At 56.7% G+C, this 16,308-nt stretch carries 10 protein-coding genes; 3 read left to right on the forward strand and 7 right to left on the reverse strand.

The features are described from left to right. Nucleotides 1–30: 30 nt before the first annotated feature. The 3 genes from K349_RS0114995 to K349_RS0115005 are packed head-to-tail and all read right to left on the reverse strand — an operon-like array spanning nucleotide 31 to nucleotide 3,246. On the reverse strand, nucleotides 31–699 hold the full coding sequence (locus K349_RS0114995; RefSeq protein ID WP_029166566.1) for a riboflavin synthase: 669 nt from the start codon (nucleotides 697–699) through the stop codon (nucleotides 31–33). Further along, complete coding sequence (gene ribD, locus K349_RS0115000) at nucleotides 681–1,793, reverse strand: bifunctional diaminohydroxyphosphoribosylaminopyrimidine deaminase/5-amino-6-(5-phosphoribosylamino)uracil reductase RibD (RefSeq protein ID WP_051464406.1); 1,113 nt, start codon at nucleotides 1,791–1,793, stop codon at nucleotides 681–683. Before ribD ends, K349_RS0114995 begins: the two co-directional genes overlap by 19 nt. Next, complete coding sequence (locus tag K349_RS0115005; RefSeq protein WP_029166568.1) at nucleotides 1,762–3,246, reverse strand: excinuclease ABC subunit UvrC; 1,485 nt, start codon at nucleotides 3,244–3,246, stop codon at nucleotides 1,762–1,764. The genes ribD and K349_RS0115005 overlap by 32 nt, the downstream gene beginning before the upstream one ends. 146 nt (nucleotides 3,247–3,392) lie before the next feature. On the opposite strand from K349_RS0115005, the gene cysS reads away from it, so the two are divergent. Then, a complete protein-coding gene (gene cysS, locus K349_RS0115010; protein WP_029166569.1) occupies nucleotides 3,393–4,808 on the forward strand; it encodes a cysteine--tRNA ligase in 1,416 nt (471 codons plus the stop codon). A 163-nt stretch (nucleotides 4,809–4,971) separates the two neighbouring features. Here cysS and hflC read toward each other — a convergent pair whose 3' ends face one another. Both hflC and hflK read right to left on the reverse strand, forming a co-directional pair. Then, nucleotides 4,972–5,847: a protease modulator HflC gene (gene hflC / locus K349_RS0115015; RefSeq protein ID WP_051464408.1), complete on the reverse strand. Its 876-nt coding sequence runs from the start codon at nucleotides 5,845–5,847 to the stop codon at nucleotides 4,972–4,974. Continuing rightward, a complete protein-coding gene (hflK, locus tag K349_RS0115020; protein ID WP_029166571.1) occupies nucleotides 5,844–6,869 on the reverse strand; it encodes an FtsH protease activity modulator HflK in 1,026 nt (341 codons plus the stop codon). Before hflK ends, hflC begins: the two co-directional genes overlap by 4 nt. Before the next feature lie 282 nt (nucleotides 6,870–7,151). On the opposite strand from hflK, the gene K349_RS0115025 reads away from it, so the two are divergent. Next, nucleotides 7,152–8,810, forward strand: a complete 1,659-nt coding sequence (locus K349_RS0115025; RefSeq protein WP_029166572.1) for a DUF342 domain-containing protein — start codon at nucleotides 7,152–7,154, stop codon at nucleotides 8,808–8,810. A 180-nt stretch (nucleotides 8,811–8,990) separates the two neighbouring features. On the opposite strand, the gene K349_RS0115030 is transcribed toward K349_RS0115025, so the two are convergent. After that, nucleotides 8,991–10,364 (reverse strand): uracil-xanthine permease family protein, encoded by a 1,374-nt coding sequence (locus K349_RS0115030; protein WP_029166573.1) that lies wholly within the window; start codon nucleotides 10,362–10,364, stop codon nucleotides 8,991–8,993. A gap of 351 nt (nucleotides 10,365–10,715) precedes the next feature. On the opposite strand from K349_RS0115030, the gene K349_RS0115040 reads away from it, so the two are divergent. Beyond that, on the forward strand, nucleotides 10,716–12,680 hold the full coding sequence (locus K349_RS0115040; protein ID WP_029166574.1) for an ABC-F family ATP-binding cassette domain-containing protein: 1,965 nt from the start codon (nucleotides 10,716–10,718) through the stop codon (nucleotides 12,678–12,680). 121 nt (nucleotides 12,681–12,801) lie between these two features. Here the strand turns inward: K349_RS0115040 and K349_RS0115045 are convergent, their stop codons facing one another. Continuing rightward, nucleotides 12,802–16,092 carry a pilus assembly protein gene (locus tag K349_RS0115045; protein ID WP_034265809.1) on the reverse strand — a complete coding sequence of 1,097 codons (3,291 nt, stop codon included), beginning with the start codon at nucleotides 16,090–16,092 and terminating at the stop codon, nucleotides 12,802–12,804. Between the last annotated feature and the right edge of the window lie 216 nt (nucleotides 16,093–16,308).

The following is a 16,308-nucleotide window of genomic DNA, read 5'->3' on the forward strand; positions in this document are numbered from 1 at the left end:
GCGTTCCCTTTGCAATGCGAGTCTTGGCGTTCACGTCCATCCATACTCGCGCAATCTGTCCCAGGTGATTCCTTCTGTCTGTCTCCGTTTCTCCTCACCATTTCCGGTGAGAAAGCCCTCCAGGGTCCGCCGGACATACTTTCCCAGCATGTCCGTCTCAAGGTTCACCCAGTCTCCGGAGCGGAGGGCTGCCAAGGTCGTTTCTCCCAATGTCGTCGGAATGAGACCGACGCTGAAAGACTTCGGCAACACGTCGATCACGGTAAGGCTCACACCATCCACGGCGATGGACCCCTTGGGAACGATCTCACGGAGCAATGCCTCCTCCACAGAAATCTCCAGGAGTTTCGTCCTGCCCTCCCCGGAGAGGCGAAGCACATCCCCCATACCGTCAACATGCCCCGAGACGAAATGACCGTCGAGTCTCGCTCCCATCGTCAGGGCCCGCTCCAGGTTTACGCGGTCCCCTTTGCGGCGCTGCCCCAGCGTCGTACGATCCCTGGTTTCCGGCATCATTTCCGCCTCGAAAAGAGTTTCCCGAACATCCACTACGCTGAGACACGCTCCGGAAACGCAGACGGACTGACCAAAGACGAGGGCCGGTGCCAGTCTCCGCGATTCGATCACGAGGCGCGTCACCTCTCCGAACGAACGGACCTCCGCAATGGTTCCCACGGTTTCTACAAGACCGGTGAACATGCAGGTCTCCCCTCCAGCCAGTAATCATTGCCCACGGTGCGTATTGTAACAGCTTCCAGGGAGAAGAGTCCTTCCATGGTTGTAAAATGCAGGGAACCGGAGAAACGTTTTCCAACTCCCATGATCCGGGGAGCGAGAAAAAGCGAGACATGGTCCGCGAGTTTTTGGCGAAAACAGGAGGCGACCACCTCTCCGCCTGCCTCGACAAGAACGGAAAGAATCCCCCTTCGGGCCAGCTCGAAAAAGAGAGACACGAGATCCACTCGGCCATTGATCGCAGGAAGACGCAGGACCTCCGCTCCTCCATCGCACAGAACCCTCTCCCTGGACACCGGAGCTTTTTCCGTGCAGGCAAGGATCGTGCCGGGACGTCGCAACACCTTGGCATGAGGAGGAATTTCAAGGAAACTGTCGAGGACGACAACCCGGGGTGAAAAACCGGGAACGGCGCGAACGGAAAGCTCCGGATCATCCGCGAGAACCGTCCCCTTTCCCGTCAGTATCGCGTCGTGTTCCGACCGGAGCAAGTGCCCGGCTCGCCTCGACGCGGCACAGGTAATCCATCGACTCTCTCCGTTCACCAAGGCGATGGCTCCATCCAAAGATGCCGCGGCCTTCACGGTAATCCAGGGCCTTCCAAGGGTCATGACTCGGAAAAATCCTCTGTTCATCCACCGACACTCCGTCTCGAGCACTCCACGAACAACTTCGACTCCCGCTTCTTTGAGAAGGGCGATTCCTTTCCCGTTCACTTCGGGGTTCGGATCGTCCGTGCCGATCACGACCCTCGTAATGCCCGCCTCAACGAGACGAGGCGCACAGGGAGGAGTCTTTCCGTAGTGGGAACAGGGCTCGAGTGTGACATAGGCAGTGGAGTTCTGGGCTGATTCTCCGGCTCTCGCCAGTGCCTCCACCTCCGCATGGGGACCGCCGCAACATTGGTGAAACCCCTTGCCGACCACGTGTCCATCCCGGACAAGGACGCATCCCACCCGCGGATTCGGGGAGACGCATCCCGTACCGCGCGCAGCCAGAGAAAGCGCCATACGCATGTAGTACTGGTCAAGCATCACCTGGGACGCCATTCCCATCATCCATCTCCCTCAACGCGTTCCGTATTTTTCTCGCCAGAGCGGGACCGATCCCCGGCACACTGCCAAGGGCCTCCTCGTCGGCGGTGCTCAGTCTGCGCACACTGCCGAAGACGGCGAGCAGAGCGGCGGCCCGTTTTTTGCCCAATCCCGGGATCTCTTCCAGAGCAGACCGGCGCAAGCGGATGTTCCGTTTTCCCCTGTGAGACGTCACGGCAAAACGGTGCGCCTCATCCCGAACTCTCTGCAGCAGCAGCAGTGCTGGATCGTTCCGCTCGAGACGCAACGGCGACATTTCCCCGGGAAGATAGAGTTCTTCCTCCCTCTTCGCCAACGCGACCAGCGGAACATCCTCCACATGATGCGCTTCGAGAGCCTGTTTCGCAAACACCAATTGCTGCGGTCCTCCGTCGATGAGAATGAGCTGCGGCATAGGCTCCTGTCCCTCCAGAACCCGTCCGTATCTCCGTCCCACCACTTCCTCGATGGAACGGAAATCGTCGATCCCTTCCACGCTCTTCACGGAAAATCGCCGATAGAGCGAAGGATTGGGAACTCCCTGCTCGAAGACCACCACGACACCCACGGTCTCCTTTCCGGAGAAATGCGAGATGTCGAAGCCGTCGATTCTCCACGGAATCGTGTCGAGGTGCAACACCTCCTGTACTCTCCGGAGAACGCTCCAGGTCGACCAGTCGAGGTCTCCCTGTTCCGACGCGTTGTTCCGCTGCCCTCGATAGATCCAAAGAGCACGAATCGTGTCACGATAACGAGCCGCTTCTTCAAAAGCAAGAGTCTGGGACGCCCGCTCCATGCGGGAACGGAGACGCTCCACGAGATGCGAGGTGTTTCCTTTCAACAAAAGCAGAATGTCCGCAATCCGCTCTCCGTATTCACTTTCGGAGCAACGCCCCGCGCAGGGAGCGAGACAACGTCCCAAAGCATGCCTCATGCAGGGACGTGTCTCGTATGGCCCCTCGTCCAGATTGCGGGAGCAGCTCCGGAGAGGGAAATAGCGCTCCACCAAGCGCAAGAGACGGCGGATTTCCGTTACCCTGGTAAAAGGGCCAAGGTAGGTTCCACCATCCTCCTCCCGGTGCCTGGTGATCACAATTCGCGGAAAACGTTCCCTGGTTATCTTGACGTAGGGATAGCGCTCGCCCATTTTCAGTTCCACGTTGAAAAAGGGTTGATACTTTTTGATGAGCTTCGCCTCGGTGATGAGCGCCTCCGCCTCGGATTCTGTACGGATCGTGGAAATGTCGGATACCGAATCCACAAGTTTGCGCAATCGGGGCGAGGCATATCCCGTGCGCCGGAAATAGGAAGCCACTCGCTTCCGCAAAGACTTGGCCTTTCCCACATAAAGAACATTTCCCGCTGCGTCGTGCATGAGATAGACTCCGGGACGATCCGGAAATGTCCTTATTCGTTCGAGCAGTTTCTCCCTTTCCATGCCGCTTGCTCCATTCTTCCGGGGAAATTTTCGAAATGTCGCTGTCGCGTTTCACCTGTCAAGCAGCGTGGTTTGCTTCGACAGGCTTTTCCTTTCCCTTGTGACGGTATAGGATAACATGAAGAGCAATCGAGGAGGTGCCTGTCATGGCATTGACATTGTACAACGATCTCACCCGGACAAAAGAACCTTTCGTTCCGCTTCATCCAGGCAAGGTCGGTTTCTACGCCTGCGGCCCAACCGTCTATGACTATTTTCACATCGGAAACGCCCGCCCCTTCATCGTCTTCGACGTGCTCCGGCGTTACCTGGAGCACTGCGGATATGACGTCACGTTCGTGCAGAACTTCACGGATATCGACGACAAGATGATCACCCGGGCCAGAGAACTGGGCATCTCCGTTCCCGAGTTGGCGAAACGCTTCATCGAGGCTTATCGGGAGGACGCGGCGGCGCTAGGAATCCGCCCGGCCACAGTGCACCCCCTCGCCACGGAACATGTGGCGGAAATCATTCGCCTTATTGAGGACATCCTTGAAAAGGGACATGGATATGTCATGGATGGAGACGTCTATTTCGACGTGCAAAGTTTCCCCGCCTACGGGAAACTGCTCCGACAGGATCTGGATGAACTGCTCTCGGGAGCGCGGGTAGAGATCGATCCGAGAAAGAAACACCCGCTGGACTTCGCCCTGTGGAAAGCCCAAAAACCGGAAGAACCAGCCTGGGACAGTCCCTGGGGACCCGGACGCCCGGGGTGGCACATCGAATGCAGCGCTATGGCCATCAAGTATCTGGGAGAGACCGCGGACATTCACTCCGGAGGAAGCGACCTCGTCTTTCCCCACCACGAGAACGAAATCGCCCAGGCAGAGGCGGCAACGGGAAAACCCTTCGTCCGTTTCTGGATTCACAATGGCTATCTTCTTATCGACCAGGAGAAGATGTCTAAGTCTCTGGGAAACTTTCTCACCGCCCGCGAGGCGAGAAAGCGCTTTCATCCCCTGGCCATCCGTCTTTTCATGCTGAGCGCCCACTATCGCTCTCCCATCAGCTTTTCCGAGGATGCCCTCGTTCAGGCCACGGCGGGAGTGGAACGACTTCGGAATTGCTGGCGAGATCTCATGGAGAACGTTACCGCTGGAGAGCGCGGAACGAATCCCGATGAAACGTTGCGCGAAACGGTACGCGTCGCGGAAGAGCAATTCCGGAAAGAATTGGACGATGATTTCAACACCGCCGGTGCATTGGGAGTGGTCTTCTCCGTCGTAAAAGCGGTGAACACCCACCTGAAGGAGCGCACTGCCGCTGACGTGGAAGGTCTTGCCGAAGCGGAGCGCTTCTTCCGCCTCGTGGAAAGCATCATGGGTGTTCTGGGGATTGACGACATGGAGCGCCCTTCGGAGGACGACGCGGCAATCGACGCTCTCGTGGCGGAGCGCAGGGCCGCACGAAAACGGAAGGATTTCTCCCGCGCAGACGCAATCCGGGCTGAACTGGAAACGAAGGGCATTATCCTCGAAGATACATCTGAAGGCACGAGGTGGAAACGTAAATTGTAACGACGGATTTCCCCTAGAGAGAGCAGAAACGGTACGCTCTGGAACCAGTCATGGAAGAGGGTGGCACCGCTGGCGCCCTCCAGCGGACAAGTCAAAGAAGGGATACGCACACGATGCGTATCCCTTCTTGAGTCATCCTTGCCTACAGATTCCGCAGCGCCCCCTACTCGGCACCCTTGAGATACCGAAGTATTCCCTCCCCAGGCTTCAGGAACACCGGCGTTTCAGGAAGATTTTCCTTGTAGAACTCCAGAGTGCGGAGAAAAAGGTACAGGTCCGGGTTCTGCCCCGCCGCGTCGGCGATGATGCGCTGGGCCTCCGCATCTCCCTGCCCTCTGGTTTCCTCGGCCTGTTTCTGCGCCGCCGCAAGGATCTCCGTATAGTCACGCTGCGCTTTGGAGCGCAGGCGCGCCGCTATCGACCGCCCCTCCGCACGAAGTTGGGCCGCAATACGGCTTCGTTCGGCAATCATGCTGCGATACACCGCTTCCTCGTTCTCCTGAGGAAGAAAAACTCTTTTGAAAGCCACTTTGAGCACCTCCACGCCATAGGCGGAGGTCTGGTCGTTGGTGATTCTGGTGGCCTCGACGAGAGAATCTCCCCTTCGGGAGAAGATCAGTTCGTCAAAAGTGGATTTGCCTGCGACGATACGCACTGCGGCGTAGACCGAATCGTCCAGGCGTTGCTGCGCTCCTTCCACGGTGCGAATACGTCGATAGAACGCATCGGGATCTGCGATGCGGAACACCGCAATACTGTCGAAGACAAGGTTTTTCTTGTCGGACGTGACCACTGCGACGGGGTCCGCGTCATACTCGATAAGACGCTTGGTGAACCGTTCCACCACGTCGGCAAAGGGCATCTTCAGATAGAGTCCCGGGTCCCTCACCGACCGGACGACCTTGCCGAACCGGAGGACCACCGCCTGCTGGTCCGCCCGGATCACGTAGAAAGAACCGATCCCGACCGCGACCAGGGCAACGAGAAGTACCAGGAGAACCGCATTTCGCACTGCCTGACCCAAACCCTGCACGTTCATCGCCCTTCCCCTCCCCTTCCGGTGTCGAGAAGCTTGTCCAGCGGAAAGAGCATGACACCGTTTCCGAAGTCCTCCACGATGACGGTTTTGAGCTTGGGCCAGAGTTCCCGCATGTTCTCGATCCACAGAGACTGGAGGAGAAGATTCGGATTCCGCATGTAAGCCTCCCGAAGCGCTTCGATGCGCGCCGCCTCTCCTTGGGCGACCTGAACCCGACGGAATTTGTACCCCTCCGACTCGTTCAGAAGGCGTTGCGCCTCTCCCTGGGCCTGGGGAATGAGTTCATTGGCAAACTGCTCCGCCTCCAGTTGGAGGCGCTCCTTCTCCGCCCTGGCGCTGTTAACCTCACTGAAGGATGCCTGTACCGCAACAGGAGGCGTGACGTCCTGAAGCTGTACGGCGACGATGCGAATGCCCGTTTCCAGCTCCTCCAGGAGTTTCTGGAAAGCCACCCGAGTCTCTGTCTGGATCTCCTCTTTGCCGACGGTGAGCACCGTGTCTAGATCCCTGGAGGCGACAATCTTCCGCAGGCTCGACTCCCCGAGATCCCGGACAAGCTTTTCCCACCGGTCCTCTCCGGAAGGAACGTGCACGACGAAGACAGCCGGATCGGAGATCTGGAACTGAAGCACCCAGTCGATCTCGACGATCTTGTTGTCGCTGGTGAGCATTTTCGATTCGGCGGGAACATCCCGATACTGCGCAGGCGGTCCCACGTTCACCGTGCGGTAGCCGAACTCGTAGCGGCGTATCCGTTCAGTGTTGACCTGTATCACCGAATCCAAAAAGGGGACCTTGAAGTGCAGTCCCTGGTCCGCCACCGTATGAACCTTTCCCAGACGAAAAACGACTCCTCTGGTACCTGCGGGAACGATGTAGTACGAGCTGTAGGCAGCAACTCCGGCCAGAAGAACGAAAAGGAGCAGCGTGACCATCTTGCCGGACTGGAACATGCGGGGAATGCGGTGCTTCGGCCCCGACGGCTCTTCCCGGGACGGTTCGTAAAATTCCCACTCGGACATAACAACACCCCTTTCTCGACGGAGGCTCGCGCAACACGACAGAAACGGCGCGACCACGTCGAGTCCATTATACGGCATTCCGTTTTCCCTTGGACATGCAACAGCCGAAACCGTTAGGGGAAAGTGCCTCACTTTATAGAATAGACGGCTCCAGAGTATTCTCAGAATGAACCATTTTGCAGTATGATGCGGAAGAGAACACTTCCCACCCGGAAAAGCACACGGAAGTGACGCATCCTTGCACATCGCACGGCGGGGGTGTCAACCAAAGGGGGGAACGGGATGACCTTTGAGACGATCCTGCAGGAAAAAGAGTTTTCCCTTCTTTCGAAGGACAACGGAGTGTTTCTCCTGCGCAAAGGAAGTCCTTCTTCGAAGAAGATCCTCGAGACCCTTCGCGAGCACCTGCCCTCCTGCGAGGTGAACGTGAAGGCGCTTCTCCTCGCTCTGAAAAACGAAATGATCTACCCTGTGCGTATCGGCACCTTTGCCTCTCGCCAAGAAGAGGGTGCGTCGTTGCCGAGCCAGACGCAAACTCCGGAGCACACCTCACAGGCGCAAGAACGACAGACGGCGCCAAAAAAGCACATGCCCCCCGCAACACTCGACATTTCTCCCGACGGAATGCTCTGCTCGCTCTCTCTGCCGGCAGGATGGTCCAACCTGCAACAGGTTCTCGTTCTCTGCGCCGAACGGGGCATTGTACACGGGCTCCGACTTTCCGCAGTGCGGGAAGCCCTGAAGACAAGCTGCTCCGGCCTTTCCGTGCAACATCTCCCCATCGCCTTCGGCACACCTCCGATTGCGGGCAAAGATGGGGCTCTCGCTCTGGAAATCCCTCGCCCGGATGGGAAAGCTGTTCCCGGAGACCGTGGAAAAATCGAAAACTACCTTCTTTACTCCATCGTCCCTGTCCGAGAGAACGAACGTGTGGCGACTCTTCTCGACCCCACTCCCGGAACCGCCGGAAAAACTGTTCGCGGCGAGCTCGTCCTGCCGCGCCCGGGAAGAAAAGCCATCGGTTATGTGGGCAAGGGACTCGCCTTCCGCGGCAGGGAACTTGTGGCGACCCGAGACGGGTGCCTTCTCTGGAAAGGCGGTGTCCTCTCCATCGAACCGCTGCACATCGTTACCGAGGATGTGCAACCAGGCCAATCCATAACCATCGATGCACATCTCCTTGTGGAGGGACACGTTCGGGACGGAGCCGTGGTCGAAGCGCGGGGTAACGTGGAAATCCGGGGCAGCGTCGGCAGAGCCGATGTCTCCAGTCTGGAAGGAAGCGTTTCCATCCTCTGGGGCATCCTCGGGAAAGGCGGCGGATATATCCGTGCGGCAGAAGAGATCCGCGCCGGATATGTGGATGAGGCCATTCTCGAGGGTCGAACCGTGGTCGTCAACGAGTACATTTCCAGATCCATCGTGACCGCTCGGAACGGTGTCAAGGTCGCCGGCAAGAAAGGACTGATCGCAGCTTCCTCGGTAACCGCAAAGGCACACGTCAACGCCAACAACATTCGTGTGCTCTCTAGGGGAGACACCAGAATCGATCTTCTCGGTGTGTCCAGGAGCGCTCTCTTTTCCGAGTACGACCTCCTTCCCCACAGGATACGCTGTCTCCAGAGGAAGCTTCTACGCATGAGCGAAACGATCCGCAATTCCCTGGAAACCACGCAACAGACACAGCCTGAACTCCCCTTCGACATGTACCGGAGACTCCTCGACGTCCTCGGAGATACTCAGGCAAGATTGCTGGAACTTCACGACCTCCTCCTCCATCTTCGCGGGGACGCATCCCTCTCGGTAAGTGGCACCGCAAGTCCCGGCGTGGAGGTAACGATCAAAGGCATGGCGGCTCGCATCGACAAAGCATGGGGAGGACTTCACTTGTTTTACCACCCCACTTTCCAGGGACTCGCCGTTCAGGAACAATCCGCCTGAAGACGGGATCCCTCCAGCGAAAACCGGCCCAGCGCAATTTGAAAAAGCGGAGACTACGCGACAAAAAACCCTCTACCCTACTCAAGGAAGCTCTTCTCCGGAATACATGGAGAAAAGCTTCCTTAATTCACTTTTATTCACTTTTACGGGTAGCCGGAGAAAAGAGTTTTCGCAGACGAATTACAGCCGAGTGCCAATACCGCGTTCCTCCGGCGTGCCCGGAACGATGGAATCCCAGAAGGCTGCGCAGATTCCCGCAACCGCCATGGGCGTCTTCATGATCGCCCAAAGCACCTGTCCCGCAATGCCGAAACTGAAGAACAGTTCCTGTTTCTCCATTACCCAGCCCGGAAGACCGAGCGCCATGAGAAAAGCGAATCCGACGATGAGCACGTTTCTCTGGCTGCCCATATCGGCGCGCATGAGCACCTGTATCCCCAGAGCACCGATGGTACCGAAAAGAGCGATGTAGGCACCGCCAATGACGGGGTTTGGAACTGTGGCGATGAGGGCTCCCAGTTTGCCGACCATGCTCATGAGAATGAGAAGGACAGCACCGGTCCGCACCACCCATCGGGATGCCACCCCGGTGAGACTGATGAGTCCGATGTTTTCCGTGTAGGAGGTCGTTCCCACAGCACCCAAGGCTCCTGCAAGGGCACAGTTCATTCCCTCCGCGCCGATACCGCGACTGATCATCTCCGGCGTGGGATCCTCGAGTCCTGATGCGTAGGAACAGGAATGATAGTCACCTATGGATTCAATCATGACCGCGAAAAACCCCGCCACGATGGCACCGATGGCAACAACGCTGAACTTCGGCGCACCCCAGGGCAGAAACCCAGTGAATTTGAACCAGGGCGCGGCAGCGACACTCGCCATGGTCACATGCGCCGGATGTCCCTCGGGGAAAAACCCAGTGGAGCTTCCAATGAAACAGACCAGGTAGGCAAGGACAATGGAGGAAAGGACGGAAAAAATATTGAAATACTTGTTCCTGCTCATGAGACCGAAGAAGAAAACTCCTGCCACGACCAGGAGAGATACCGGCCAGTAATTCGCCGCGTTGAACTTCACCGCCACATCGTACAGGGAAAAGCCTATGGCCATGATGGTAGGGCCGATGACCACCGGAGTGATGACCTTCCGGATAATTCCGACGAGACCACTGTAGCCGATGATAGAGAGGACCACACCTCCGACGATGAGAGCCCCTCCCAGATACTGCATGATCACCTCGGGTCCCATAGCCTTGTAGATCCCAACAATGGTCATGACGGGAGGAATGAAGCTAAAGCTGGAACCCTGAACGATGGGGAGACCTGTTCCCAGCTTGGGGTGCGTCTGAACGAGCGTGGCGATCCCCATGGCGAAATAGACGCAGGAAATAAAGAAACCGATCTGTACCGTATCCATCCCCATCGCAGGCCCGAAAATGAGAGGAACGAGCGTGGTAGCCCCAAAGAGGGTCAAAACATGTTGCGCTCCCGCAAGGATCAGGATCTGAAAGGGTGGTTTGTCGAGAAGTCCGTAAACGACTTGTTTGCGTACCATTGGCACTGATACCTCCTCGTGAGCTTTTCTTTCCCCTGTCGGGCAAAACAAGCCAATCATGTCATCACCATGTGCTGTTTCCTCTGTGGATGTAGAACCTCCCCCCCGGCGGCATGCCGAACACTTCTTTTCGCCGATGTTCCCGGTCAAACCTCTCGAACAAACCGCAAAGGGAGTGTAGCATAAACTCGATTCCGTCGACATGGATCGTTTCCCGGGCATGGTAAAAAAACGCCTTCCCAACTACAATACGGACTGTCCTCGAAAAAAGGCGAAGAAAGGACTTCCGGACAGAAATTCTTAATCGGTCTTTCCCCTGATTCGACGCATTCGACAGAATGGAGGCATCCCATGATCCGCATCTCCACTCTTTCTCTGTCCTTTCGCGAGCACCGCGTCTTCGCGGGACTCAATTGGGCGATTCCCTCGGGAAGCCGCTTCGGTCTTGTCGGCGACAACGGAGCCGGAAAAACCACACTTCTTCGCTGCATACTCGGTCTCGTCTCGCCTGATGACGGAACTGTGGAGATCACCAAGGGACTCTCCCTGGGGTATCTTCCACAAGACATGGTCGAGCTGGGAGAAGGGAGCGTACTCGATTTTCTGAAGGAGCGTGCGGGCATCACCCAGATAGAGAAACATCTCTCCACGCTCGAAGATCACATCTCTCATCTCCCCGCCGATGCCGAGGAGGAGAGGCGAATTCTCCTGGAGCGACACGACCATGCCGTCAAGGAATTCACTCTTCGCAATGGGTACGTCTTTCCCTCCCTGGCGGGGAAAGTACTCAAAGGATTGGGTTTTCGGGACGATGCCCTCGGCACTCTTTGCGGAACCTTCTCGGGAGGATGGAAAATGCGTCTCCTCCTCGCCGCACTTCTCCTGGCCGCCCCGGACGTTCTTCTCCTCGATGAACCGACGAACCATCTCGATACAGAAAGCATGGAATGGCTCGAAGGTTATCTGAAAGACTTCAGGGGAACGCTTATCGCCATTTCTCACGACCGACGATTTCTCGACAAAATGACCTCGCAGATCGCGGAATTGCGGAATGGAAGGATCACGGTGTACAAAGGCAACTATAGTGCATACCTTCTTGAGCGTGAGCGCCGCCTGGAAGCGCTTCGTAAGGAGATGGAACTCCAAAAGGCGGAAATCAAGCATATTCGTGATTTCGTAGAGCGATTCCGTTACAAGGCGAGCAAAGCCTCCCAGGTCCAGAGCAGGATCAAGATGCTTGAACGCTATCAGGAAATCGAAATGGAAGAAGAGGCCCAGAGAATTTCCATCGTTTTCCCCGAAAGTGAACGAAGCGGGCGGGTAGTCCTCTCAGCGGAGAAAATCGGGAAACGTTATGGGAATCTCTGGATATTTCGCAACCTTGACTTCGAAGTGGAGCGGGGCGAGCGCATCGCCCTTGTCGGGGTCAATGGCTCGGGGAAATCCACCCTCTGCCGTATTCTCGGCGGGCGGGAGACCCCCGAAGAAGGAAAATTACATTTGGGGCTGCGGGTACAAATGGGATTCTTCTCGCAGGAAAGCGCGGAAAATCTCGACTACAACAAGACAGTCTGGCAGGAAATACAGGGTTTGGGAACCCGAACGGACGAAAAGGCGAAAAGAAACCTTCTCGGAGCGTTCCTTTTCTCCGGAGACGACATCCACAAGCCGATACACGTCCTCTCGGGAGGCGAAAAATCGCGCCTCGCCCTGCTCAAACTACTCCTGCTCGACACGAACCTGCTCATTCTCGACGAGCCTACCAACCACCTGGACATGGCAACAAAAGAGCTTTTCCAAAAAGCGCTTCTGCAATACGGAGGGACACTGCTCATCGTCTCCCATGACCGCCACTTCCTCGACGCCCTTGCCACGCGAGTCTTTGAAATTCGAGATGGTACGTTATTGGAATATCGTGGGAATTACTCCTATTTCATCGACAAGCGCACTCGAATCATGTCGGAAGGAGCTTCGGAAGGACAAAATTCTTCCTTTTCTTCGGGGAAAGAAAGCGGAATTGCTTCTTCGACGTCGAAGGACCGCGACGGACGCAGGGGTGCTGCGGAGCGTCGCAACGAACTCTACCGAAAACGGCGCGCTCTTCAGGAGCTTCTCGCCCCCGTGGAAAAACACCTTGACGAGGTGGAAAAAGAAAAACGCCACATCGACTGCCGCCTTTGCGAACCGGATGTTTTGGAAAATTCCACGGAAGTGCAAACCCTGCTTATCCGAAGAGCGTCCCTGGAGAAAGAACTCGAGCAACTGATGCCCCGATGGGAAGAATTGTTTTTACAAATAGAAGCCCTCCAGGAGTGAGAGTTCCCTCCACTCCTGGGGTTTTTCAAAGGGAAGCGAGCGGAACATGACCAGCCACCATTTTTCGAGAGAACGTCACGACATCGCAGCTGCCCAGAGCAGATATCCACGCTACCGAAGGTCAACGATTGAAAACATCCCGCCAATACTGAATCACAGGAACTCCCGGCACATAACGTCGGTTTGCATCCATCACTTTCCGTGCCTCCTCAGGGACATCGAAGACCAAAACTCCAGGATTTTCTTGAAGATTCAGTCCCTGTAAAGCTGGATCGGAAAAAGGCTTTTTCTCGAGGTTCGTCACACCAAGATACACTTGATGTTTCTCTCCCTCCGCCGTCTGCGTGGAAGCCACCTGAACACCCGTCACTTTGACGCCGTCGAGACGGAGAGATTTTTTTCCGGCGGCATTCCAAAGCCCCTTGCCGGAAAAGGCATCCACGATGAAAATTCGGGATGACCCCGTGACACTGCAATTCGCGGCGGAAACGTTCGGATCAGGAGTAAAGGTAGAGACAAAAAGAACCCCTCCGGCGATCTTCGGCATGTCCGTCACGTACTCTTCCGTTGTTGCCGAACGATACAGCGGGATGTACCATCCCGCATTGTTCGAGGAAAATGCGGTCGCGTCCGGGTCCAATGCTGCCAGTTCGGCGGTTCGGATCGGGAAGGAGGAGGCGCCTCCCGTATTGACGGCGAAAAAACACTGTCCGTCGTTGTCGAGGGTTCCCGAAGCGGCGGGAACGTCACGAGTTCCTCCGAAGAGCCAGATGTCTTCGTCGTTCCGCAACGTCACTTCCAAAGCGAAAGGGACACCCACCCGGCGGAGCACGCCATCCTTCCCCGGTAATTCCAGCACGAAAACCTTTTCCAAGGACGTCGCCCTGGGCAACGAACCGTCGAAAACACCCCGATGGATCACCCCTTCGCTTGTGCCAAGGAAAAACCCTTCGAGCACGTTGTCGTTGCGAAACGTATAGGCCGAGGGAGGGGCATAAGCCATCCCCTCGGTCCTCATGGGAACACCTACAATACGTCCGTCCGTCATGTCCATCACGTACACTGCGCCGGAGGCGCCAGAGACCTCGGAAGCGGAAGCCGCACCGCTGGCAAGAAGACCGATCCAACAGATCCCCGCATCGCGATTGTTCCAAGAACTGTCACAGCGGACGCTTCCAAGGACAGGGGCTCCCACGGGAAACCGGAGATCGCGATAATCGAAACCCGCCTCCTCCGGCGTGAGCGAAAGATCTACGGGAGGCGAATTTCTTCCTGCGATCCGGTCGAGGTCGATACGCCGGTAGTCACTTCCTGCCTCTCCCGACAAAGCGTCCTTTCCTCGCCAAAGGGACATGTAGTGCGTGGCTTTGTTCACCGCCGCAGCCGGAAAAGGAGGAGTTCTCGACGCGTATCCGTTGTATTCCGTGGCCCAGAGAAACCTCGGCGTGTCCGCCTCCGTGACATCCAACGCGTAAACTCCATATCCCCCCCTGCCGAGCGAACCCAAAAGAACCGTCCGGTATTCCCCGCCGATCTTCATGTCCTCCACGACGAGAGGACCATCGAGTAAAAAACGGGAAATGGAACGGTTTGTCCCCGTACCGGAAGGCCAACCGGAAAGATCGTCACTGACAAGGCCGACGAGGCGATTGAAGCGGAGCACATTCGGGGGGATAAAAGCCCATGCTTCATCACCAGTCTCGAAATCGAAGGCGTGCAGCAGACCTCCGTTGGATTGTACGTACACCTGAGATTTCCTGTTTCTGTGGGTGACGGCGAACGTTTTGTAGTGGCGATCCGGGTAGGTTCCTCGGGGAGGACCGACCACAACGATGTCCGATCCGAACATGTCCGCCAGCTTCCAGCGCTCGACACCTCCGGCGTCAGGATTCCACACGTCGGTGCCACGAACCCAGGAAGTGAGCTGCCGTGCCCTCGCGGTAGAAAGCCCCATTTCGTCCCGAAGAACCGACGCATTGCCCGTGTCGAAGGCAACCATGTTGCTCCCCGAAAGAGCACCCCCCGCCGCACTGCTCTGAGAGAAATCCCAGTCCACCGTGTACACCCTTCTCGTATCGCCTTTCTGGCGATCAAGGCGTTCCCCCGCATCCCAGAGCGGCACTTCACCGATCAGGACCTTACCCGAAACATCGATGCTGATGGCGTGTCGATAGAGATGCCCCTCCCATTGGTCGTTCTGTTTCGTCGTGTACGCAGCGATAAAATAGTGCCCCTCTCTCTCTCCTTTGAGAGGAGGGCGGACCACAGGAGCCGAATTGGCACCGCTCACGTCCTTGATGGAGCGAAAGACGATTCTGAATGCCTTGAGAAGTTCCGACACGTTGTCGCTTAAATACGCATGCGCGTTGGAAGCTTCCGGGTTCCCTTTCTTCGCCATGGCATCGAGGGTGGCTGCAAGTTCGGGCTGTGCCTCGGGATCAAGAAACCCCACCACCATGGTGCGCACACCCTTTTCCATGACACGTGTTCCCAAAACCGCCGTGTCGCGAGAGAGTGCTTCCACGGCGACCACCGGATCACCGTTTCTGGATGTATCCTGCCCGTAGACAAAAAGAACGAGCCAGTTCGCCTGACACCTCGAGGCAATGGCAGCCTTGCGCTTGAAAAATTGTTCGATGGTGCCAGTGGGAAGATTGTTCGAGTCCGAGTCTCTTGCGGTATAGGCGCTTCCAGCGATGGAACCGGCCAGTGGACAGGCACCGTCCGCTTTGATTTCGTCGTCGCCGGTGTTTTCGATGCCGTCAATGAGGGTGAGAAGAGGCGCCAATTTCACCGATGGGTCGTCGTTCTTTCCCACCGGAAGAAACTCACTGCGAAGCATGGCCCGCCGGTAGGCTTCGTTGTCACTTCGCTGATCCGTGTGCAAAACCCCCCACCGCACATATTCGCTGTCGTTGCGTACCGTCGAATACGGATTGGTGATCCAGCTCCCCAAACGGTACGGGGGTCTCAGGTAAAAATCCGCCCAGGCCGTAATGCGCTGCTGTTTGTAGGTGGCGAAAGCGATGTTCGTCTCCCGAACCAGACTCGGATCGGAAAGGATTCTCGTAAGAATCATCTTCGCCTTGTACATGCGACTGTCGTTGGGGGCAAGATCTGCATCGGAGAAATGTGACGGATATCCCGACGGAGGCGTGTTGCCGTTGTTTTTCCAAAGCAGATTCGGGTGGTAATTCTCCTCGAGGAAAGCTTCGCGTCGCGTTTCGTCCAGAGCGATTTCGGGCGTGAGATTGTTCTCCGAGTCGAGATCCCTTCCCCATCTTTCCTGATCTCTGCCGTCGTAGCGCCAGGGACGGGATCCATCGCCATAGGTGCAATGGTCAAGATCCAGGTCGAGATAAGGGTCGTACGGATATTTTCCCGGAGGATTTCCTTCGCTTGTCCAGAGCATGCGCCCGCTCGTGTCGAGAAAGAGGAGAATGTTCGGTGGGTCTGAAGAAAACAGCTCGAATTCCGCCCCTAAATCAAAGGAGGATTTCGGGAAAGAAACCGAAGGAAGCCGATCCCCATCGCCGACTTGAGCACCAGCAAAACCTGACTGGAAGAGAAGAAAAAGGAGGAGCGAAAGGCGAAGAACCGAAACTGTCCCTTTCCGGCACGAAAACGG

The sequence above is a fragment of the Aminiphilus circumscriptus DSM 16581 genome (genome assembly GCF_000526375.1).
Classification (GTDB): Bacteria; Synergistota; Synergistia; order Synergistales; family Aminiphilaceae; genus Aminiphilus; species Aminiphilus circumscriptus.

Excerpts from the sequence above, each read along its gene's own strand:
- K349_RS0114995 (WP_029166566.1), bottom strand. The coding sequence starts at position 699 with ATGTTCACCGGTCTTGTAGAAACCGTGGGAACCATTGCGGAGGTCCGT.
- ribD (WP_051464406.1), bottom strand. The coding sequence starts at position 1,793 with ATGATGGGAATGGCGTCCCAGGTGATGCTTGACCAGTACTACATGCGT.
- K349_RS0115005 (WP_029166568.1), bottom strand. The coding sequence starts at position 3,246 with ATGGAAAGGGAGAAACTGCTCGAACGAATAAGGACATTTCCGGATCGT.
- cysS (WP_029166569.1), top strand. The coding sequence starts at position 3,393 with ATGGCATTGACATTGTACAACGATCTCACCCGGACAAAAGAACCTTTC.
- hflC (WP_051464408.1), bottom strand. The coding sequence starts at position 5,847 with ATGAACGTGCAGGGTTTGGGTCAGGCAGTGCGAAATGCGGTTCTCCTG.
- hflK (WP_029166571.1), bottom strand. The coding sequence starts at position 6,869 with ATGTCCGAGTGGGAATTTTACGAACCGTCCCGGGAAGAGCCGTCGGGG.
- K349_RS0115025 (WP_029166572.1), top strand. The coding sequence starts at position 7,152 with ATGACCTTTGAGACGATCCTGCAGGAAAAAGAGTTTTCCCTTCTTTCG.
- K349_RS0115030 (WP_029166573.1), bottom strand. The coding sequence starts at position 10,364 with ATGGTACGCAAACAAGTCGTTTACGGACTTCTCGACAAACCACCCTTT.
- K349_RS0115040 (WP_029166574.1), top strand. The coding sequence starts at position 10,716 with ATGATCCGCATCTCCACTCTTTCTCTGTCCTTTCGCGAGCACCGCGTC.
- K349_RS0115045 (WP_034265809.1), bottom strand. The coding sequence starts at position 16,092 with ATGCTCTGGACAAGCGAAGGAAATCCTCCGGGAAAATATCCGTACGAC.